Genomic DNA, 19,334 nt, shown 5'->3' with positions numbered 1-19,334 from the left:
ACTTGAGCATACTAGCAATTAGATGGTAGGAGGTGAGAATTATGGCTAGAATTGGCGTTGAAAACTCATTAACAGACGTTCAACAAGCTCTTCAGCAACAAGGTCATGAAGTTGTTACACTTAACTCAGAACAGGATGCACAAGGGTGCGATTGTTGTGTGGTAACTGGGCAAGATTCCAATATGATGGGCATTGCAGATGCATCAATTAAAGGATCAGTCATTACAGCTCACGGTTTAACAACGGATGAAATTTGTCAACAAGTTGAAAGTCGCACTTAAAAAATGAAAGAGGACTCCTTTTAAAAGGAGTCCTCTTTTTTATATTCACCTAACGGGAAAGTAACATATACTGGATGAAAGCCCTACCTCTCTCTCATCATTACGGTTCCACTGACCGCTCCTTGATTCACTAGTATACATATATAGCTTACAAATACAATTTATAGGGTTTGTTCACAAAAGTTGTTGATAAAATTACCCGATCTTTCGCAAACTTTTCGTATTGCATTCATAAGAAATATTTACTCTACACTAGCTGTAACCGAGACACGAATTAAAATTCTAACACCAATACAATAACTTGTCAACATTTTTCTGCAAATTAAAAACAGACAGTAACGGTTTGTCTGTTTTAGAATGGAGCTTTTTCTTTTATTACATATACAACAAAGCCGCTTACTAACATAAATAAGCCAACTACTAAGTTTTTAATATTAATCATAAAGTCCTCTCCCTTATTCCATACATCATATATATTTACATTTCAATTATTCCGATCATCCTAAAGCGCACTTTTTCTAATATATCATAATTCCTAAAAAATGCAAGTTCACTTTTGACGACCATTTACAAATTTATCTACAGTGCTTGGTACAGTATTTAAAGCCTTTTCAATTAAATGTGTACTACTGTTGAGATGTAATACTTGCACCCCATTAGAACCAACTACTAAAAAAGCCACTGGACTAATGGAAACCCCAGCCCCGCTTCCTCCTCCAAATGGATGCCCTTGCTTGTTCTCTTTATGCTGATTTTGCCCACCGTTATGTTTTTCAGTAATGAAATCCCCTTTAAAATCACTTCCACCAGCTCCAAAACCAAAAGCCACTTGAGATACTGTTAATACTACATTTCCGTCAGCTGTTGAAACCGGACTCCCAACAATCGTATTTACATCTACCATCTCTTTTAAATTTGTCATTGCCGTTTTCATTAAATTTTCAATTGGATGTTCCATTATGTATTGCACCCTTTCCTCATTATTCCTTTTTATACTTTCCAAAATAGAGGAAGTCATACTAACTTTTCCTATTTCAAGAAAACATTTTCCTCCTTTTAAAAGATACCACTCCCTGTACATGCTCCGGTATAGTGAAACTTTAATCAGTGGGGGGGTGTTTATCCCCCACTGATTATTAGCCCTAACCAATCGGGCTTTTACGGGCAGCCCAATCCCCACCTAACTTTTTTTGCTTTCGCGGAATTTTGAGATGGGGTCTTACTACCCGTTAATGCGGGATAAAAAAGAAAAAGAGATACATACTACTATTGAACCTTGTTATGAAAGGAGTCATGACTTTGACTGAGAAATTTGATGATTATAAAAGAAGAGATAGAATAGATAGTGATTATAAGGAAGAGTACGCCGCTGAAGTTGCACCACAACGCATTGATTATAATTACGATGATAAAGACGATAAAGACGATAAAGATGCTGTAAAATCTTCCGCTGCTGGATCAACTGCTGGTTTTATTGCTCTTGCACTATCTATCTTATCACTATTTACATTCCCAACACTATTTGGTCTTGTTTCTGTTTTACTCGGTATTTACGCTTATAACCGCGGAGCTACTGTAACTGGGGGTATCGCTGCAGTTGTTGGTGGGATTGCTGCACTTATTGCAATTTTATTCCGAGTAGCACTAATTGGTTTACTGTTCTCTCTGTTCTAAAAAAGAAAAAGGTATCTCGCTTAACGTGGGATACCTTATCCTGTAAACACATCTTCCGATGGATATTTTATTTTTTGTTTTGCTGGTCGCGCTAAAGAGAACACAAGTGTTAATGGTCCAATCAATCCGCAAAACATAACAAACATAATAATACATTTTCCGAATGCCGATAGCTTTGCAGTAATTCCCATCGTTAATCCGACTGTGCCAAACGCTGATATCGTCTCAAATAATAATTGAATAAAGCTGAAGTTTTCTGTCAGCATTAATATAAATACCGCTGCAAAAATAAGTATTTGACTGGCAACAGCAATGGCTAATGCTCTCGTTACTGTTGACATTTTTATCGTACGCTGAAATAATACGATTTCCTCCTTTTTTCTAAAGAAAGAAAGGACAGATGTAATTAAGATAACAAACGTCGTTAATTTAATTCCTCCACCTGTCGATACACTTCCTGCACCAATAAACATCAAAATCATCGTAAATAATATAGATGATTCTTCCATTCCCCCGTAGTCAACTGTATTAAATCCAGCAGTACGAGGAGTTATACCTTGGAAGAAAGAAGCCCATAACTTTTCATTTAAAGGTAAATTCCCTAACGTCTTCACATTATTATATTCCAATACAAAAATAACAATCATCGCTATAACATTTAGCACTACTGTTCCAATAATCATGATTTTCGAATGAAGCGATAATTTTCGAAAACTACGGCTATACCACATATCAATTAATACGGTAAAACCGAGTCCCCCTATTACAATTAAAGAGCAAATCCCAATATTAATAATGGGATCCCCTACATATCTTGTTAAATTATCTGGCCATAAAGCAAAGCCTGCATTATTATAAGATGCAATTACATGAAAAATACTATAGTATAAACCTTTTCCAAAACCAAACTCTGGAATAAAGCGAAACGATAAAAAGATGACCCCAATAAGTTCAATACAAATCGAAAATATAAAGACACGCTTTACTAATTTTACAAGACCACCTATATTTGTTTGATTAAATGCTTCTCCAATTAACAAACGATGACGTAATCCGATTTTTTTACCTAGTACCCAAACAATTAAAATGGCAATTGTCATAAGACCTAGACCACCTGTTTGAATTAAAAACATAATAACAATTTCGCCAAACATCGTAAATGTACTTGCTGTATCCACTACTCCTAAACCAGTTACGGTCGCTGCTGACGTTGCTGTAAAGAAAGCATCTACCCAACTAATATGTACTTTCGTTGCGAATGGTAATTTTAATAACAAACCGCCAACCACAATTAAGCAGAAAAAACCTAATGCTAATATTTGTGGTGGGTTTAATCGTATAAGACGATTATAAAGTCCTTGTTTTTTTGTTACGTCCATATCACTAACTCCCTTATTAAAGTGAAGCTTTCCCCTCATAAATAAAAAGCTTTTTAAAAGCCCTTAAATAACTGGGACAAACCTTATATTCTCATAATATAGTTGAGCATAATCCTTTTTTTTATAGATTACAACTTTTATTTATATTCAGATTCCTTTTTCGTTTTATGCTGGAAAACTATATCCTAGCTCAATATTGCTAGCAATAACAATTTCATATGTACTATTTTTCAAATCCCCATATCTTTCACTCTATGTTCACGCAGAGATCACATCCACCTTTTATAGTATATGTATCGAAGCTGTTCCTCCCTAATTTATAAGACATTCCCCAGTGTCTTTGAATAGCTTCCATCCCTAATTAAATTAACATAAATTGTCCCCTTCCTTGACCATCTTATATGTGATGGTCTTATTTTTTGTTTGCTCTATCTTTTATTCCGCTATTTGTGGGCAATAAACGCCCGATTGGTTAAGGCTAATAATTAACAGGGGATGAACAAAAAACACTCATTAAATTTTCATTTTATTTAAAACTCCCTCTCTCTTTCACCCTATGTTCACACAGAGGTCACATCTACCTTTTATAGTATATGTATCGAAGTTGTTCCTCCCTAATTTATAAGACATTCCCCAGTGTCTTTGAACAGCTTCCATCCCTAATTAAATTGACATAAATTGTCCCCTTCCTTGACCATCTTATAAATGATGGTCTTATTTTTTTGTCTTTCTATCTTTTATTTAAAACTCCCTCTCTCTTTCACCCTATGTTCACACAGAGGTCACATCTACCTTTTATAGTATATGTATCGAAGTTGTTCCTCCCTAATTTATAAGACATTCCCCAGTGTCTTTGAACAGCTTCCATCCCTAATTAAATTGACATAAATTGTCCCCTTCCTTGACCATCTTATAAATGATGGTCTTATTTTTTGTCTTTCTATCTTTTATTTAAAACTCCCTCTCTCTTTCACCCTATGTTCACATGAGAGTCACACCTATCTTTTATAGTATATGTATCGAAGTTGTTCCTCCCTAATTTATAAGACATTCCCCAGTGTCTTAAAGCAACTTCCATCCCTAATTAAATTGACATAAATTGTCCCCTTCCCTTGACCATCCTATGTGATGGTCTATTTTATTTTCCAAACACAAAATAAGTCTATCTACACTTAAACAAAAAATTCAGAAAATATTGTAAAATTAAGTATTTTTTCGGTATAATTACTTTAGAAAGAAATTTCGCAAAAACAAAAGGGGGATTTTATTGAAACAAACAAAAGCAATCTTAATCGCATTATTTCTAGGTCTAGTTGTTGGACTCACTCTAAATTTAGCTGCTCCATCTATCTTTGAGCCACTAAATCAATATGTGTTCAACCCAATTGGTCAATTGTTTATTCGACTTATTAAAATGCTAGTTGTTCCCGTTGTGTTCATTTCTATCGTACTTGGTGCTGCCGGTCTTGGAGATCCGAAACAACTTGGAAGAATCGGTTTAAAATCAATTTCATTCTTCCTCGTAACAACTGCGGTTGCCATCTCTATAGCGGTTACATTTGCACTTATTATAAAACCAGGAGCTGGCGGTAATTTTAAAACAGAAGGTCTTAAGTATGAAGGTGCAAAAACTGAAACATCTTTCGTCGACACATTGCTAAATATCGTACCAGATAACCCAGCAAAAGCGATGGCTGACGGAAACATGTTACAAATCATTGCCTTTGCCGTATTGATTGGACTCGGTATAGCTATTTTAGGAAAACGAGTTCAAGGTATCCATTCATTACTTGAACAGGGCAACGAATTAATGATGTATCTTGTTAATATCGTTATGAAATTAGCCCCAATTGGAACATTCGGTTTGCTCGCTTCATCCGTTGGTAAAATGGGTCTTACAGGCGTCGCTGCGATGTTCAAGTATATGATTGTCGTTATGTTAGTACTCATTATTCACGGGGTCTTTGTATATGGCGGCTTATTAAAGGTATTAGCAAAAGAAAGTATTGTTCGTTTCTTTAAACATTTCGGACCAGTAATGGCAATTGGATTTAGTACATCTAGCTCTAATGCATCGCTTCCATTTGCAATGAAAACAGCACAAGATAAACTTGGCGTTCCAAAAGCGATAAGCTCATTTGTACAACCACTAGGGGCAACTATTAATATGGATGGTACTGCCATTATGCAAGGGGTAGCCACTGTATTTATCGCTCAAGTATACGGTGTTGAACTTACATTACCCCAATTAGCTATGGTTGTATTAACTGCTGTACTAGCTAGTATCGGTACTGCTGGTGTACCTGGTGTTGGACTTGTAATGCTTACAATGGTTTTAAATCAAGTAAATCTGCCAGTAGAAGGCATCGCTTTAATTATCGGTATTGACCGTATTCTAGATATGTCTAGAACAGCTGTAAACATTTCTGGCGATGCAATTTGCGCAATGATTGTCGCAAAATCAGAAGAAAAATATAATACGGATCAATCGGCAGCATCTTAAATCAAAAAAGGAGTGAATTATTTCACTCCTTTTTTGATTTACTCCCTTTTTTAGAACGATATTCTTTTCCTTTATTATCATTACCAGTTTCAAATTCAGTGCTAAATTCCTGATTAAATTGGCCGGACTTTGGTGACCCTTGATTACCGCTCCCTTTACTACCGTTACGATTCGTCATGCTTCTCCCTCCTTCCTTGTATTAGTAGTATGGCGCTCTATCTTTTTTCATACACATTTTATTTATTAACATCTATTACACACGAAAGAAGATCTCCCATATATAAGGAAGATCTTCTATTTCATCACGTAAACGTTTTCTTGTTTATAATCACTTAAATAAGTTTTTGGGAAATTGAAATCATTACATTCATTTCATCTTCTGAAAGTGCAGAGAATCTTTCTTGTAAATATTGTTTTTTCGCATCTTCCATTTTCGAAACTAAATCTTTCCCTTGTTCTGTAATCTCTAAATACACAACTCGGCGATCTGATGTAGAACGTGAACGAGTTACAAAACCTTTATTAATTAATTTTTCTGTAACAGCTGTAATATGACTATTCGACACATTTAATTCATTTGCTACACGCGATACCATTTCTTTATTCGTACGATTTAATATTCTCAGAACGATGAATTCATTCCACGGTATGTAACCACCGAATATTTTTCCAATATCATTACGCAACGTGCGAAACATAGCAAACACATTTGTCGATAGTTCTTCCATTAATTGCTCTCGATTTTGAGACAACTTTGACAGCTCCTTTTATTTCATTTAGTTAAATAAAAACCTTATTAATAATTTTACATGAAATCTTACTTTTTGTCACCTTATTTTCCCATAATTCGTAGTTTTTTAATATGTATTTCATGATAAAACGAAGTCACCTTTCAGAAAAAGGGGGTATTTTAATGCATGAGAAGGAGAGGTTCTCAAATCTCAGCCTAAAAGATAAAACAATTATCATTAGTATTATTGCTCTTTTTCTCATTATAGTTTTTGCATTTATATTTTTTGTATATGTAGGAATCTTTCAAATTACAGGTATAGCGTATAGTTCACGTACTACTTTACTTCTCTTTTTTTATTAATCACTTTCTTAGATAGTATTACATTATTTATTTTCAGTTTCTTCAAAGCGCTGCTATATCCATTGACTCAAAACATGCCAAATTTGATTTCTATCACTCTTTTCTCATTCATTGAAATTACACTAGATTGGTTCGTCATTCATACTGCTGATGATTGGATAGAAAGCGTACAAATGTCTAACTTAACTGAATTATGTGTCGTACTATTCTTTTTTCTATTAAATAAATTATTAAGTGACAAGAAAGAGTAAGAATACAAGCTTTTCTATATAAAAATTGGTACAATGAAAGCAAATCTTACTAAAGAGGTGTTAATTATGAACTTACAACAATGGGCTGATAAAGGTATGTCCTTTGATACATATGTGAATGAAATGAAAGTAAACCAATACGAACTACTACACATTTACAATAACTTTTTAATTCCAAATGAATTACTTCCTGTATTAGAAGAACGTCAAAATGATGGCTGGCGTGTTATCGTATTAACTGCTGATTGGTGTGGCGATGCTCTTTTATGCGTACCTGTTATGAAACGCATTTCTGAAGTTGCAAATATTGATATGAGTTTATTAATTCGCGATGAAAACTTAGAATTAATGGATCAATATTTAACAAATGGAACAGCACGTGCGATTCCAATCTTTATTTTCATTGATAAAGACGGAAATGAACAAGCTGTTTGGGGACCACGCGCTCCAAAAGTACAAGAATTAGTAACTTCAATGCGCGCTACATTACCTGAAAAAGAAGATCCAACATTCGAAGAAAAACAAAAAGAAATGTATGCTAATTTCCGTGCTACATTAGCTGATGATACTTCTCTTTGGGAACATGTAATGGAAAACATGATGGAAAAAGTAGTAAAATAAAAACCTGCCGAGCTCGGCAGGTTTTTTATTTTACAAAATTATAATCCTTTTTTCTGAGAATATGCGGCATCTACGCACTCTGCTAGACGCTCTATCTCCCCCATATAGACTCCACGAGTCATCCACCCAGTCAACTTATACATAATCTTATATAAAAAATTATTCGGTTCAAATTCTATAATTAAAGTAAGTGATGTGCCTTCTTCATCCTCTTCTAACATATAAGTTGCGACTGTATAGCCTTGCTTCATTTCACATCCAATTGATACGATATAAGGTGCTTCACACTCTAAAATTTCTGCCTCAAACTCATATATTTTCTTACCCATCTTTTGCACAGATATATATTTATCCCCTTCACGAGGATTGTTTATATCTACATTTGGAGGATACCTGTTTTCTACCATAAAGGTACTCCATTCCAATATCTTCTCATCATTATTTACATAATCAAAAACGACATCAATTGGTGCTGGAATTACTATTTCTATTGCAAAACTCACTAAACTGCTCCTCTCAAATACCCTATAAATTTTATTTATCCCGCTATTTGCCGGGCAGTAAGACCCCCACCTCAAAATTCAGCGTAAGCAAAGAGTTAGGTGGGGGGCGGGCTGCCCGTAAAAGCCCGATTGGTTTAACTAATAAAATCATTATGTCATATTTTACATAGTGAAATACAAGTAAATGAGAGCGAAAATTTTATTTTCTCCTCCTATAAAAGAAATCCCCTATAGAATAGACTTTTTTCAAGTGTCTATTCTATAGGGGATTACCGATAATTTATTCTTACATAATGAAGAAATAGAATACCGCAGCTAAAATGAAACGATAATAAGCGAACGGTGTTAGTTTTACACGAGATAATAATTTCAAGAATGAAACAATTGCAAGCATCGCAACAACGAATGCAGTTACAAATCCTGTTACAAATAGCGTTATATCTGCTGAGCTTAATACATCCCAGCTTTTAATTAAATCTAAGCCACTTGCAGCTACCATCATCGGTACCGCTAAAATGAACGTATATTCAGCTGCCGCTGTATGCGACACGCGAGCTAATAAACCACCACTTATTGTAGAACCAGAACGAGAAAATCCTGGCCAAAGAGCTAAACATTGGAACATTCCAATTGTAAATGCCTGTTTATATGTGATTTCATCTAACGTTCTTGCTGTACTTGGTTTCGAAAACTTCTCAGCAACAATCATTAAAATACCACCGGCTACTAAGCTAATAACAACTGGTCCTGGACCAAATAAAACCTCTTTAATAGTGCTATGGAATAATACGCCAAGTACCCCGGCAGGAATCATCCCGATAATAATATGTAATAAATTTAACGATGGTCCGTCTGTTACTTTACCTATTCCAACTAACGACCATAGACGCTTCCAAAATATAACAACAACTGCTAAAATCGATCCCAATTGGATAACAACTTCAAAAACTTTCGCTCTCTCATCGTTAAATCCAATTAAATGTCCTGTTAAAATCATATGTCCTGTTGATGATACTGGTAGAAACTCTGTTAACCCTTCAACAGCACCCATGATTAAACCAATTAACCAATCAGCCACAAGTAGTGCCTCCTTAATAACAAATAATATGTAATTTTTTCACACCTTATCATAATACCTTATCCCTTTTCAAAGTGCATCCTTTTTTTATTGGCTTCATATGTTGTAGGCGCGTATTTCTTTTCTAATCTTTGATTAAATTGTATGATAGTAAGAGTTTGTTTTTTTATACGGAAAGGGGATTTTATGAAAGAAACTACTTCATTCTCACAAAAGTTAAAGCAATTTGTATTACTATTTTTTCCGATTTTCGTAACGCAAATGTCATTATTTGCGATGAGTTTTTTTGATACAACAATGTCAGGACATGCAAGTCCAACTGATTTAGCAGGTGTTGCAATTGGAACAAGTATATGGATTCCAGTTAGTACGGGGTTAACAGGAATTTTAATGGCTACTACTCCCATTGTTGCACAGCTCGTTGGATCCAAGAAAAAAGAGGACGTTCCCCACGTTGTCATACAAGCAGTTTATTTAGCAATTTGTGCTAGCTTCGTTGTTATCCTCATCGGTTTCTTCGTCGTTTCACCTATTTTAAATGGCATGCGCTTAGAAGAACCTGTGGAACGTATTGCAGCGCAATTTTTAAGTATTATCGCAATAGGAATTATACCTTTATTCACTTACACTGTTTTACGTGGATTTATTGATGCATTAGGAAAAACTCGAACAACGATGATTATTACATTACTATCATTACCAATTAACGTAATATTGAATTACCTATTAATTTTTGGTAACTTCGGTTTCCCAAAGCTTGGTGGTGTCGGAGCAGCAATTGCTTCCACTGCAACATATTGGTGCATTTTAATTATTACAGTCATTATTATTCAGACGAAAGAGCCTTTTGCCTCTTTCAACATTTTCAAACAATTATACCGACCTTCTCTTTCGAGTTGGACAGCATTCTTAAAACTTGGCGTCCCTATCGGATTTGCTATCTTTTTTGAAACAAGTATTTTCGCTGCGGTAACGCTCATGATGAGTAATTTTAGTACGACAACTATTGCAGCTCACCAAGCAGCTATGAACTTTGCTTCCTTGTTATATATGACTCCGCTAAGTTTAGCAATGGCAATGACTATTGCGGTTGGATTCGAAGTTGGAGCAAAACGTTACAATAATGCAAAACAATACGGACTGATTGGAATTGGATTAGCCCTTGCCTTTGCTTTATTATATTCGATTCTTCTCTACTTTTTTGATGATCAAATTGCTTCTATTTATACGACAGATGCAAAAGTTCATCATTTAGCAAAAGAATTTCTTATCTTTGCAATTTTATTTCAAATTTCAGATGCAATTGCAACCCCTGTACAAGGAGCTTTGCGTGGTTATAAAGATGTAAATGTTGCTCTAATTATGACTTTAATTGCTTATTGGATAATTGGTCTACCACTAGGTTACATATTAGCAACGTATACAGAATGGGCCGCGAAAGGCTATTGGATCGGTCTTATTATCGGTCTAGCATTTGGCGCTGCCTTCCTACTTATCCGTCTTTTTCAAGTACAACGAAAATATATAACACAAAACAGCCGCTAATAATAAAGCGGCTGTTTTCTTTATGCATATTTTTTCTTGTAACGTATACGATAATGAGAAAGAAAGGTGGATACATATGGACGAAAAAGAAAAAAAGCAATCATTCGATGAAGAATTTGCCCCTGAAATTTCACCTGGGTATCGGCAAGATGTACATAAGCCACCTAAATATAAAAACACTTCGTTTTTAATGGGCATTACCATTTTCGCTGCTGTATTACTCATACTTATCATTTTCGTTTATTTTTGATGAAAGGTGGCTTATTATATGAAGAAACAAGATTCCAATCGTTCAAAAAGAACTGTTAAAGCACAAAAAGAATATGCAGGAGATTCTGTTCATACCCTTAAACAAGTCGAGCAAGGAAATTTATATATTGCTCAAAAAGAACTTGGTCAACAAAATGAAAATCTTTAAAGGCCCTTGATTCCTTGAGGGCTTTTTTATTCCGCATTAAGTAGTACATCCCCAAATGTTCTATTGAGCAATGAATTTCCTTTATTGTATGCGCTGCTTTTGTTCTAGCACCATAAATATATTATCAACCTTTACAATTTTCACTTCATAATTCAATTTCATTTCGCTTCTCTTACCATTTTCAGTACCCACAACGTACGCTACAGCTTGATAGAGAAAACTCTCATCTGTCTCTTCACGTATCTCCTCGTTTGTAAATTTATACTCTAAATCTTGAAAACGATTTGGATCATAATTTCCCATTAATTGTTCATACCCTCTATTTAAAAATATTTCTTCACCTTTTCGTTTCACATCTTCTTTATTAGTAAACTCAAATACTGATAGTTGCTCGGTCACAAAATACTCTCCTACCTTTTTCATTTCATTATGAGTTAAATTTTCTATACTTTTGTTCTTTAACTCCTTATTTAATTCGTACTGATCAATCGGTTTAAAGGTAGCAAAAACCTCCTCTTTATATGACCAAAACAATACAAAAGCGATACATAGAGAAATGATTAACAGTCTTTTTTTCGTAATACTCCCGCCCTTCTTCATAATGATAGCTATATTTTAACATATAGAAAGAAAATTCTGATATCATAAATTAGAATAACTTAACTCAGAAACGAGGAACAATTATGGACTCTTACAAACATTATATAAAAGAAGCTTTGCCTAATCTTTCTATACATTCATATAAACAAAATGAAGAAGGATGGGATAATGTAGCAGTTATAGTAAATGATGAGCTACTGTTTCGTTTCCCGCGAAAACAGGAATATGCAATGCGAATTCCACTAGAAAAAGAACTATGCACAATTCTCACTCAATCACTACAAGAAATCGAAGTTCCACAATATCAGCTAATTTATAAAAATGAATCTGATGAGGTTCCTCTTTGTAGTTACTATACTCTCATTCATGGTGAACCATTAAAAACAGAAACCGTTGCCAAACTGGAGGATACGGAGCTTCAAGCAATTATTACACAATTAGCTACTTTCCTTGCGGTACTACATAGTATTCCTTCACACCAAGTTACAACGCTATGTTTCTCTATTGAAAAAACATGTACCTACTGGAAAGAGCTACAAACAAAATTAAACCAATATCTCACTACTAACCTTACTTCATTACAAAAACTAGCCTTAAATCGCTTATTTGAAAATTTCTTTGCATGTTTAGATACGTCCACTTTTCAAAACACAATCATTCACGCTGATTTTACACATCATCACATTTTATTTAACAAGCAGAACAAAAGCATTTCAGGTGTTATCGATTTTGGTGATGCGCAAATTGGCGATCCTGCTTTTGATTTTGCAGGACTATATTATGATTTCGGACATGAGTTTACTACATCTGTATATGAACAGTACAGTACACTTATTTCTCATCATGACCCATTACTCATTCATCGCATTACTATCTTTTATCAATACAGTCCTTTACTACATAATATTATTTATAACTTTGAGTCAGAGAATGAACTCGAATTCATTACAGGTACAGAACAGCTAAAAACGATATTACAGGGATGAGATTACATTCTCTCCCTATATACTCTCTCCTCATACCTCATTAACTTTTTATCCATTTCAACAATAACTTTATACAATTGAAATGCCTGTAAAATTTGCAGTTGAATTTCAAAAGGAGCATTTTGTTCTTTTAACCATTGAAATACTTTTGTTTCATCTTTCATTGATTATTCCTCCCTTTATCCCGCTATTTGTGGGTAGCCCGATTAGTGAGGACTGATAATCAGTGGGTGATGGACACCCCCCCACTGATTAAAGTTTCACTTTATTAAAGTCTGCTACAAATATACCGTAAATGATGAAAAGCTTTTCATGTCAATAACAAAAAAGGATGCAAAGTTGCATCCTTTAATGAACTATATTTTTCTTCTGTTTCGCTTCTTTCTTTACTTCTTCCCCTTGACATTCACTACGAAACGCACAACTTATACACTCAGAACGAAAATGACGCTCTGTATAATGCTCCGGTTGTTGCAACATTTCTTTCATTCTAGATAAATCAGCCATTCCAGATATAATATCTTCCTGTTTCGGAATGTACTCATACTTAGTTCCTTCTATTAAATTAATAACTTCAATTTTTCCTGGAAGAACGCCGAAAGCTTTATAACTGAATACTGTCATTAGCTTCTGACAAAGAGCAAGCATTTCCTCATCTGCATCGACAACATACTTTTTAATTACAAACGACTCAGCACTCCACTCACCAACTTCAAATGTCAATGACATGTGGACACCTAACTCTTCCATATATGTTTGAAACTTCTCGTATAAAAACAATGGTGGTGTCTGACTATCATCCTTTTCAACAAACTGTAATAAGTGATCCGTTAGCTTCGCTAATACAATATAGTAATCCGTCTTCGAAGCAAACATATTAATCCTTACTTTTTTCCAATACTTTTCTATTAATATTAAAAGTACAATTTTCATTTGTTGACCCGCAGGTAGCGTGTAATACTCGTTAATAATTTGATTGACAATCATTTGTGCTATTTGTTGCCATTCAAATGAAGAAGGTTCTCTTCTTTTTATATGACGAAAATAAAATTTATGCGGACAACGCATAAAATCATACAAATGATAATCTGTCATCGTTTTGATTGAGATTTTCTCATGCACTTGCTCTTCATCTCCCTTCTGCCATTAAGAAAGGTGTTTTACAAATTCAGCTCCAAACTGTAAACATTTTTCTACATCTTCATCTTCTGGCGTTAATTCTACTTTTAGTCCTTCTAACACAACTGCTGCCCCGCGCTCTTGTAGCTTTTCTATTAAAATGTCAACTGCCACTCCGTATTTCGGATAAGCCGAATCACACGATCCGAATACTGCTGCTTTTTTCCCAGTTAAATCAATAGAATCCATTGCATCATAAAAATCTAAGAAATCATCAGGAAGATCACCATCTCCCCAAGTGTATGCACCTAAAATAATTCCATCATACTGTTCTAATATAGAAGCTTCTGGTGAATCCATAATATCAATAACTTCAATTTCATTTTCTGTTTCACGAATTACGCCGGCAATATGGTCAGCCATTTCCTCTGTATTTCCACTCATACTTGCAAAAATCATTACTAACTTACTCAACTGAACCTCTCCCTTTACTTTGTATCTCTTTTTCTGTTTGAATGCTCTTCTTCTCATCTACATATTCAGACCGAATTACATTTCTTTGCCATTCCATATGCTGATCAACATCTTTATTTTTATCTTTTAATCCCCTCCGTAGAAGGTGAAAATTTTTTCTCATTAACATGTCGCATCCATCCCATTGATAATAATTATCAATTTCAACTACATTTAGATTAATTGACATTGATTATCAATGTCAACAACTATTTTTAAAAAAATGATTAAAATGTACAAGCTTGTCCGTTAGCTATTCATATACTATGAATGAGCATAGTTCTTTCTCAGCCCTCTCTGACGGAAAGAAATAAAAGCAACTGCAATAGAGTGCAGTTGCCTTTTTTTGTTTTTCTATGATTTTAGTAATCTTATAGTCGTCTCTAAAAATAGCTCCACTCCACAAATTAATGCTGATTCATCCACATCAAATTTCGGATGATGATGTGGATAACAAGTATATATATTTTCATTACCTGTTCCTAATTTAATGAAACAACCGGGTGCTTTTCTTAAAATATGCTGAAAAATCTTCCCCACCCATAGAAGGTTCAAGCTTCACAACACGCTCATTCCCAAACAAATGTAGTGCACTTTCTTCTACTATTTTCGTAATATATTCATCATTAATAACCGGATCATATCCATATCGATACGTATATGTATACGATCCTCCATGTGCTTCTGTAATTCCTTTCACAATTTTCTCGATTTTCCCTTCTGCTTCCACCCTCAATGCTTGATTAAATGAACGAACGGTTCCCATTAAAGTTGCTGTACTAGGAATAATATTGTCAGCCGTTCCCCCATGAAATTGTGTAACTGAAATAACCCTTTGCATAAAAGCACTCGTATTTCTTGATACGATATGTTGTAAATTTGTAATAATCTGTGCTCCGATAGCAATAGGGTCTATCGTTTCTTCTGGCCGCGCCGCATGTCCTCCTTTGCCTTGAATTTCAACTGTAAATACGTCTGGTGCCGCCATCATCGGCCCATACGCAATTCCTATCTTTCCGCTTTCTAATCCAGACATAACATGTAAACCTATTACATAATCAACACCGTCCATTACACCTGCCTCAACCATTTCTTGTCCCCCACCGGGATACACCTCTTCTGCGTGCTGAAAGAATAGACGAATCTCACCTGCAAAATCTTCCTTTATATTTGATAGCACCTCTGCTGTGCTTAATAAAATAGCTGCGTGAGCATCGTGCCCACATGCATGCATCATTCCTTTATTCACAGATGTATAAGATTTACTTGTCTCCTCTTGAATTGGCAAAGCATCTATATCAGCTCGAATCGCAATTACTTTCCCTTGCTTCACACCTCTTTTAATTGCTAGTACACTATACTTCGTCGGTCTCGTTACTTCAAAAGAAGAAAATGAGCATAATGTATCATATATAAATTGCGAAGTTTCTTTTTCATGAAATGATAATTCCGGATACTTATGGAAGTGCCTTCTCCATTTCACGATATTTTCTTCCGAAATTAGATTCTTCCACACTCTATTCATGATAATTTCCTCCTTTTCAAAATAACTAGAAATTTAAAAGTTTACTCCATCTTGAATGATTAATAAAAACAAATACTGTATTTTTACGTATTCTTATAGTCCACTTTTATGTATTCACACAATCTCCTTTCTATTTACATGTCAAACCCATTACAAATTCATGCTGAATGTAATATAATTGCTAAGTTAGGGATTTTCTTTTTTAGTATTTAGTGCTAATATCAAAAAAGAGCCTTTTGACTTATTTTTACCTAAAATGTGGGATTTTGTTTTTTTCACAATAATGTAGGACATGATACCTACAAAGAGCTATTATTTCATTAAGAGAGGGAAAGACATGGAAAGATTAAAAGAGATATGGTCTCGACCACTCACACAATGGGTTGCAAAGACGGTTTATTATCTTGCAATTTTATTTGCATTACTTTGGTTGTATGGATTCCATGATACAAACACAAGTACATTTATTTACAATGAATTCTAGGGTGGGAACGTTATGAAGTTATTAGAACAAATTGAAAAGTGGGCTGCAGAAACGCCTGATCAAACCGCTTTTGTTTGGCGAGATGCGAAAATTACGTACAAACAATTAAAGGAAGATTCTGATGCGTTAGCACATTGGATTTCTTCTGAGTATCCAGACGATCGTTCACCAATTATGGTGTATGGCCATATGCAACCTGAAATGATTATTAACTTTTTAGGATGTGTAAAAGCTGGACATGCTTACATCCCTGTAGATTTATCTATCCCAGCTGATCGTGTACAACGTATTGCTGAAAATTCTGGTGCGAAATTACTTTTATCGGCAACAGCAGTAACTGTAACTGATTTACCAGTTCGCATCGTAAGTGAAGACAACTTAAAAGATATTTTCTTTACTCATAAAGGGAACACTCCAAATCCTGAACATGCGGTAAAAGGTGATGAGAACTTCTACATTATTTACACATCAGGAAGCACAGGTAATCCGAAAGGGGTTCAGATTACTTATAACTGCCTTGTTAGCTTTACAAAATGGGCTGTAGAAGATTTCAACTTACAAACAGGGCAAGTATTCTTAAATCAAGCACCTTTCTCATTCGATTTATCTGTAATGGATATTTACCCATCATTAGTAACAGGTGGTACACTTTGGGCAATCGATAAAGATATGATTGCGCGTCCAAAAGACTTGTTTGCTTCTTTAGAGCAATCGGATATTCAAGTATGGACTTCCACACCTTCTTTCGCTGAAATGTGTTTAATGGAAGCATCTTTCTCTGAGAGTATGCTACCGAACATGAAAACATTCTTATTCTGCGGTGAAGTGTTACCAAATGAAGTGGCTAGAAAATTAATTGAGCGTTTCCCAAAAGCAACAATTATGAATACTTACGGTCCAACAGAAGCTACTGTCGCTGTAACAGGTATTCACGTTACAGAAGAAGTGCTTGATCAATACAAATCACTTCCAGTGGGCTACTGTAAATCAGACTGCCGCCTTCTTATTATGAAAGAAGATGGAACGATTGCACCTGATGGTGAAAAAGGTGAAATCGTAATTGTCGGTCCAAGCGTAAGCGTTGGATATTTAGGAAGCCCTGAATTAACAGAAAAAGCATTTACTATGATTGACGGTGAGCGCGCCTATAAAACAGGCGATGCTGGCTATGTTGAAAATGGTCTTCTATTCTATAATGGTCGTCTTGATTTCCAAATTAAGCTGCATGGTTATCGAATGGAATTAGAAGAAATTGAGCATCACCTTCGTGCGTGTTCTTACGTAGAAGGTGCAGTTATCGTTCCAATTAAAAAAGGTGAAAAATACGATTATTTATTAGCGGTTGTTGTTCCTGGAGAACATTCATTTGAAAAAGAATTCAAATTAACATCTGCAATCAAAAAAGAACTCAATGAGCGATTACCAAACTACATGATTCCACGTAAATTCATGTATCAATCTTCTATTCCAATGACACCAAATGGAAAGGTAGATCGCAAAAAATTATTGAGTGAGGTTACAGCATGACCGCATATGGATCATTTTATTTTTTCGCTATAGTGGGCATTTTATTAATACCTACTATCATAGCTGGATTAAAAGGTAAAATGTTGCGTAAATATAATGCAGTATTAACATTAGTCATGATTGCTATTATCTTCTCAGATAAACCGAAGCAAGCGATTATGTTAGCCGCATTTATTATTTGGCAATATGCCCTAATTAAAGGCTATTTACTTTTAAGAAAACAAAATAATAGTACATTCACATTTTGCATAGCTGTTATTTTATCGATTTTGCCTCTTATTTTGGCAAAAATCGCACCGTTTGCATCGTTTTTACCTGAGTTAAAACTTGTTGTTTTTCTAGGTATATCTTACGTAACATTCAGAGCAGTTCAGATGGTATTTGAAGTTCGTGATGGTTTAATTAAAGAGCTTTCTTTCTTTAACTTCTGGGAATTCGTTTTATTCTTCCCTGCGATTTCAACAGGACCTATCGATCGTTACCGAAGATTCCAAAAAGATATTCAAAAGCCACCTAGCGCTGAAGAATATCAAAATTTACTATATACAGGACTAAATCGTATTTTCCAAGGTTTCTTGTATAAATTTATTATTGCTTACTTAATAAAGCAATATTGTATGGACCCAGCATTCGCTCAACACGATACAATATTTTCAAATATGATTTACATGTATAGCTATAGCTTATATCTATTCTTTGATTTTGCTGGTTATAGCTCTTTTGTAATTGGTGTAAGTTATATGATGGGAATTAAAACGCCAGAAAACTTCAATAAGCCATTCCTTAGTCGTAATATTAAAGACTTCTGGAACCGCTGGCACATGAGTTTATCATTCTGGTTCCGTGATTTTATTTACATGCGTTTCGTCTTTTTTGCAACGAAGAAAAAGTTAATTAAGAACCGTTACACAATTTCGTATATCGGTGCATTTTTAAACTTCTTCATTATGGGAATTTGGCATATCCAAGGAAGCGCTGTTGCGCAGTATATTATTTATGGTCTATACCATGCCGCACTGTTTATTTTATTCGATATTTTCGAACGAAAAAACAAAAAGCATAAGTTTTGGCCAAACAATAAATTTACACGCATCCTTGCGATTGTAATTACGTTCCACGTTGTATGTTTCGGTTTCCTAATCTTCTCTGGACACCTTAACAGATACTTTTAATGCACCCTTCTTATTCCATTAAGAAGTTGCACATATAATAATTTCGGATATAAAGGAGATTT

At 34.7% G+C, this 19,334-nt stretch carries 23 protein-coding genes and 2 pseudogenes; 12 read left to right on the top strand and 13 right to left on the bottom strand.

Annotated features, from left to right (window positions below):
- The first annotated feature begins 41 nt into the window (after positions 1-41).
- Positions 42-281 carry a YkuS family protein gene (locus tag AXW78_RS06745; RefSeq protein ID WP_000101018.1) on the top strand — a complete coding sequence of 80 codons (240 nt, stop codon included), beginning with the start codon at positions 42-44 and terminating at the stop codon, positions 279-281.
- A gap of 352 nt (positions 282-633) precedes the next feature.
- Here the strand turns inward: AXW78_RS06745 and AXW78_RS06740 are convergent, their stop codons facing one another.
- Both AXW78_RS06740 and ytfJ read right to left on the bottom strand, forming a co-directional pair.
- Complete coding sequence (locus AXW78_RS06740; protein WP_000608227.1) at positions 634-723, bottom strand: hypothetical protein; 90 nt, start codon at positions 721-723, stop codon at positions 634-636.
- A 108-nt stretch (positions 724-831) separates the two neighbouring features.
- Positions 832-1,299, bottom strand: a complete 468-nt coding sequence (ytfJ, locus tag AXW78_RS06735; RefSeq protein ID WP_000204241.1) for a GerW family sporulation protein — start codon at positions 1,297-1,299, stop codon at positions 832-834.
- Positions 1,300-1,580: 281 nt separating this feature from the next.
- Here ytfJ and AXW78_RS06730 point away from each other — a divergent pair, with 281 nt between their 5' ends.
- Entirely contained in the window at positions 1,581-1,955 is a 375-nt protein-coding gene (locus AXW78_RS06730; RefSeq protein ID WP_061883921.1) for a hypothetical protein, read from the top strand.
- A 35-nt stretch (positions 1,956-1,990) separates the two neighbouring features.
- On the opposite strand, the gene AXW78_RS06725 is transcribed toward AXW78_RS06730, so the two are convergent.
- Positions 1,991-3,334 carry a TrkH family potassium uptake protein gene (locus AXW78_RS06725; protein WP_000383527.1) on the bottom strand — a complete coding sequence of 448 codons (1,344 nt, stop codon included), beginning with the start codon at positions 3,332-3,334 and terminating at the stop codon, positions 1,991-1,993.
- Between the two features lie 1,267 nt (positions 3,335-4,601).
- Here AXW78_RS06725 and AXW78_RS06720 point away from each other — a divergent pair.
- Positions 4,602-5,837 (top strand): dicarboxylate/amino acid:cation symporter, encoded by a 1,236-nt coding sequence (locus tag AXW78_RS06720; RefSeq protein WP_000814805.1) that lies wholly within the window; start codon positions 4,602-4,604, stop codon positions 5,835-5,837.
- Positions 5,838-5,859: 22 nt separating this feature from the next.
- Here the strand turns inward: AXW78_RS06720 and AXW78_RS06715 are convergent, their stop codons facing one another.
- Both AXW78_RS06715 and AXW78_RS06710 read right to left on the bottom strand, forming a co-directional pair.
- On the bottom strand, positions 5,860-6,015 hold the full coding sequence (locus AXW78_RS06715) for a hypothetical protein (RefSeq protein ID WP_000184928.1): 156 nt from the start codon (positions 6,013-6,015) through the stop codon (positions 5,860-5,862).
- Between the two features lie 154 nt (positions 6,016-6,169).
- Positions 6,170-6,589, bottom strand: coding sequence for a MarR family winged helix-turn-helix transcriptional regulator (locus AXW78_RS06710; RefSeq protein WP_000081444.1), 420 nt, complete (start codon positions 6,587-6,589; stop codon positions 6,170-6,172).
- A 161-nt stretch (positions 6,590-6,750) separates the two neighbouring features.
- Between AXW78_RS06710 and AXW78_RS06705 the strand changes: the two are divergent.
- Positions 6,751-7,181: pseudogene (locus AXW78_RS06705) on the top strand (YrvL family regulatory protein).
- 33 nt (positions 7,182-7,214) lie between these two features.
- Entirely contained in the window at positions 7,215-7,802 is a 588-nt protein-coding gene (locus AXW78_RS06700; protein WP_003300531.1) for a thioredoxin family protein, read from the top strand.
- Between the two features lie 38 nt (positions 7,803-7,840).
- On the opposite strand, the gene AXW78_RS06695 is transcribed toward AXW78_RS06700, so the two are convergent.
- Complete coding sequence (locus tag AXW78_RS06695; protein ID WP_000006434.1) at positions 7,841-8,305, bottom strand: SRPBCC family protein; 465 nt, start codon at positions 8,303-8,305, stop codon at positions 7,841-7,843.
- A 286-nt stretch (positions 8,306-8,591) separates the two neighbouring features.
- Positions 8,592-9,383 carry a bacitracin resistance undecaprenyl-diphosphatase gene (gene uppP, locus AXW78_RS06690; protein ID WP_000796266.1) on the bottom strand — a complete coding sequence of 264 codons (792 nt, stop codon included), beginning with the start codon at positions 9,381-9,383 and terminating at the stop codon, positions 8,592-8,594.
- 186 nt (positions 9,384-9,569) lie between these two features.
- Between uppP and AXW78_RS06685 the strand changes: the two genes are divergently transcribed.
- From AXW78_RS06685 to AXW78_RS34295, 3 genes are all read left to right on the top strand, one after another.
- Positions 9,570-10,928 carry an MATE family efflux transporter gene (locus tag AXW78_RS06685; protein WP_000665552.1) on the top strand — a complete coding sequence of 453 codons (1,359 nt, stop codon included), beginning with the start codon at positions 9,570-9,572 and terminating at the stop codon, positions 10,926-10,928.
- A gap of 76 nt (positions 10,929-11,004) precedes the next feature.
- Positions 11,005-11,178: a hypothetical protein gene (locus AXW78_RS06680; RefSeq protein WP_000343558.1), complete on the top strand. Its 174-nt coding sequence runs from the start codon at positions 11,005-11,007 to the stop codon at positions 11,176-11,178.
- Positions 11,179-11,196: 18 nt separating this feature from the next.
- Positions 11,197-11,346, top strand: a complete 150-nt coding sequence (locus AXW78_RS34295) for a hypothetical protein (RefSeq protein ID WP_000743735.1) — start codon at positions 11,197-11,199, stop codon at positions 11,344-11,346.
- 81 nt (positions 11,347-11,427) lie between these two features.
- Here AXW78_RS34295 and AXW78_RS06670 read toward each other — a convergent pair whose 3' ends face one another.
- Positions 11,428-11,946 carry a hypothetical protein gene (locus tag AXW78_RS06670; protein WP_000715255.1) on the bottom strand — a complete coding sequence of 173 codons (519 nt, stop codon included), beginning with the start codon at positions 11,944-11,946 and terminating at the stop codon, positions 11,428-11,430.
- An 83-nt stretch (positions 11,947-12,029) separates the two neighbouring features.
- Between AXW78_RS06670 and AXW78_RS06665 the strand changes: the two genes are divergently transcribed.
- Complete coding sequence (locus AXW78_RS06665; RefSeq protein ID WP_000378987.1) at positions 12,030-12,932, top strand: aminoglycoside phosphotransferase family protein; 903 nt, start codon at positions 12,030-12,032, stop codon at positions 12,930-12,932.
- A gap of 2 nt (positions 12,933-12,934) precedes the next feature.
- Here AXW78_RS06665 and AXW78_RS34290 read toward each other — a convergent pair whose 3' ends face one another.
- The 5 genes and pseudogenes from AXW78_RS34290 to amaA all read right to left on the bottom strand — a co-directional run bounded on the left by AXW78_RS34290 (position 12,935) and on the right by amaA (position 16,089).
- Complete coding sequence (locus AXW78_RS34290; RefSeq protein WP_061883920.1) at positions 12,935-13,096, bottom strand: hypothetical protein; 162 nt, start codon at positions 13,094-13,096, stop codon at positions 12,935-12,937.
- 184 nt (positions 13,097-13,280) lie between these two features.
- The gene (locus AXW78_RS06655) at positions 13,281-14,054 is read right to left on the bottom strand and encodes a hypothetical protein (protein ID WP_061883919.1); all 774 of its coding nucleotides are present in this window, start codon (positions 14,052-14,054) and stop codon (positions 13,281-13,283) included.
- A 24-nt stretch (positions 14,055-14,078) separates the two neighbouring features.
- Complete coding sequence (locus AXW78_RS06650) at positions 14,079-14,525, bottom strand: flavodoxin (protein WP_000041153.1); 447 nt, start codon at positions 14,523-14,525, stop codon at positions 14,079-14,081.
- A complete protein-coding gene (locus AXW78_RS34285) occupies positions 14,518-14,694 on the bottom strand; it encodes a hypothetical protein (RefSeq protein WP_000929023.1) in 177 nt (58 codons plus the stop codon). The genes AXW78_RS06650 and AXW78_RS34285 overlap by 8 nt, the downstream gene beginning before the upstream one ends.
- A gap of 224 nt (positions 14,695-14,918) precedes the next feature.
- Positions 14,919-16,089: pseudogene (amaA, locus tag AXW78_RS06640) on the bottom strand (N-acyl-aliphatic-L-amino acid amidohydrolase).
- A 337-nt stretch (positions 16,090-16,426) separates the two neighbouring features.
- Here amaA and AXW78_RS06635 point away from each other — a divergent pair.
- From AXW78_RS06635 to dltB, 3 genes are read left to right on the top strand one after another with little or no spacing between them, the layout of a single operon-like run.
- Complete coding sequence (locus AXW78_RS06635; protein WP_000440293.1) at positions 16,427-16,573, top strand: teichoic acid D-Ala incorporation-associated protein DltX; 147 nt, start codon at positions 16,427-16,429, stop codon at positions 16,571-16,573.
- 12 nt (positions 16,574-16,585) lie between these two features.
- On the top strand, positions 16,586-18,100 hold the full coding sequence (gene dltA, locus AXW78_RS06630; RefSeq protein WP_000770505.1) for a D-alanine--poly(phosphoribitol) ligase subunit DltA: 1,515 nt from the start codon (positions 16,586-16,588) through the stop codon (positions 18,098-18,100).
- Positions 18,097-19,272 (top strand): D-alanyl-lipoteichoic acid biosynthesis protein DltB, encoded by a 1,176-nt coding sequence (dltB, locus tag AXW78_RS06625; RefSeq protein WP_000127930.1) that lies wholly within the window; start codon positions 18,097-18,099, stop codon positions 19,270-19,272. Before dltA ends, dltB begins: the two co-directional genes overlap by 4 nt.
- Positions 19,273-19,334 lie beyond the last annotated feature (62 nt).

This window comes from Bacillus thuringiensis, assembly GCF_001595725.1.
GTDB lineage: Bacteria > Bacillota > Bacilli > Bacillales > Bacillaceae_G > Bacillus_A > Bacillus_A thuringiensis_K.
Note: the sequence above shows the minus strand (reverse complement) of the source record. Positions and strands in the feature narration are given on the sequence as shown.

What these genes read in the sequence shown, in the direction of transcription:
- AXW78_RS06745 (WP_000101018.1), top strand. Translation starts at nt 42, where the DNA reads ATGGCTAGAATTGGCGTTGAAAACTCATTAACAGACGTTCAACAAGCT.
- AXW78_RS06740 (WP_000608227.1), bottom strand. Translation starts at nt 723, where the DNA reads ATGATTAATATTAAAAACTTAGTAGTTGGCTTATTTATGTTAGTAAGC.
- ytfJ (WP_000204241.1), bottom strand. Translation starts at nt 1,299, where the DNA reads ATGACTTCCTCTATTTTGGAAAGTATAAAAAGGAATAATGAGGAAAGG.
- AXW78_RS06725 (WP_000383527.1), bottom strand. Translation starts at nt 3,334, where the DNA reads ATGGACGTAACAAAAAAACAAGGACTTTATAATCGTCTTATACGATTA.
- AXW78_RS06715 (WP_000184928.1), bottom strand. Translation starts at nt 6,015, where the DNA reads ATGACGAATCGTAACGGTAGTAAAGGGAGCGGTAATCAAGGGTCACCA.
- AXW78_RS06700 (WP_003300531.1), top strand. Translation starts at nt 7,215, where the DNA reads ATGAAAGCAAATCTTACTAAAGAGGTGTTAATTATGAACTTACAACAA.
- AXW78_RS06685 (WP_000665552.1), top strand. Translation starts at nt 9,570, where the DNA reads ATGAAAGAAACTACTTCATTCTCACAAAAGTTAAAGCAATTTGTATTA.
- AXW78_RS06680 (WP_000343558.1), top strand. Translation starts at nt 11,005, where the DNA reads ATGGACGAAAAAGAAAAAAAGCAATCATTCGATGAAGAATTTGCCCCT.
- AXW78_RS34295 (WP_000743735.1), top strand. Translation starts at nt 11,197, where the DNA reads ATGAAGAAACAAGATTCCAATCGTTCAAAAAGAACTGTTAAAGCACAA.
- AXW78_RS06670 (WP_000715255.1), bottom strand. Translation starts at nt 11,946, where the DNA reads ATGAAGAAGGGCGGGAGTATTACGAAAAAAAGACTGTTAATCATTTCT.
- AXW78_RS06665 (WP_000378987.1), top strand. Translation starts at nt 12,030, where the DNA reads ATGGACTCTTACAAACATTATATAAAAGAAGCTTTGCCTAATCTTTCT.
- AXW78_RS34290 (WP_061883920.1), bottom strand. Translation starts at nt 13,096, where the DNA reads ATGAAAGATGAAACAAAAGTATTTCAATGGTTAAAAGAACAAAATGCT.
- AXW78_RS34285 (WP_000929023.1), bottom strand. Translation starts at nt 14,694, where the DNA reads ATGTTAATGAGAAAAAATTTTCACCTTCTACGGAGGGGATTAAAAGAT.
- AXW78_RS06635 (WP_000440293.1), top strand. Translation starts at nt 16,427, where the DNA reads ATGGAAAGATTAAAAGAGATATGGTCTCGACCACTCACACAATGGGTT.
- dltA (WP_000770505.1), top strand. Translation starts at nt 16,586, where the DNA reads ATGAAGTTATTAGAACAAATTGAAAAGTGGGCTGCAGAAACGCCTGAT.
- dltB (WP_000127930.1), top strand. Translation starts at nt 18,097, where the DNA reads ATGACCGCATATGGATCATTTTATTTTTTCGCTATAGTGGGCATTTTA.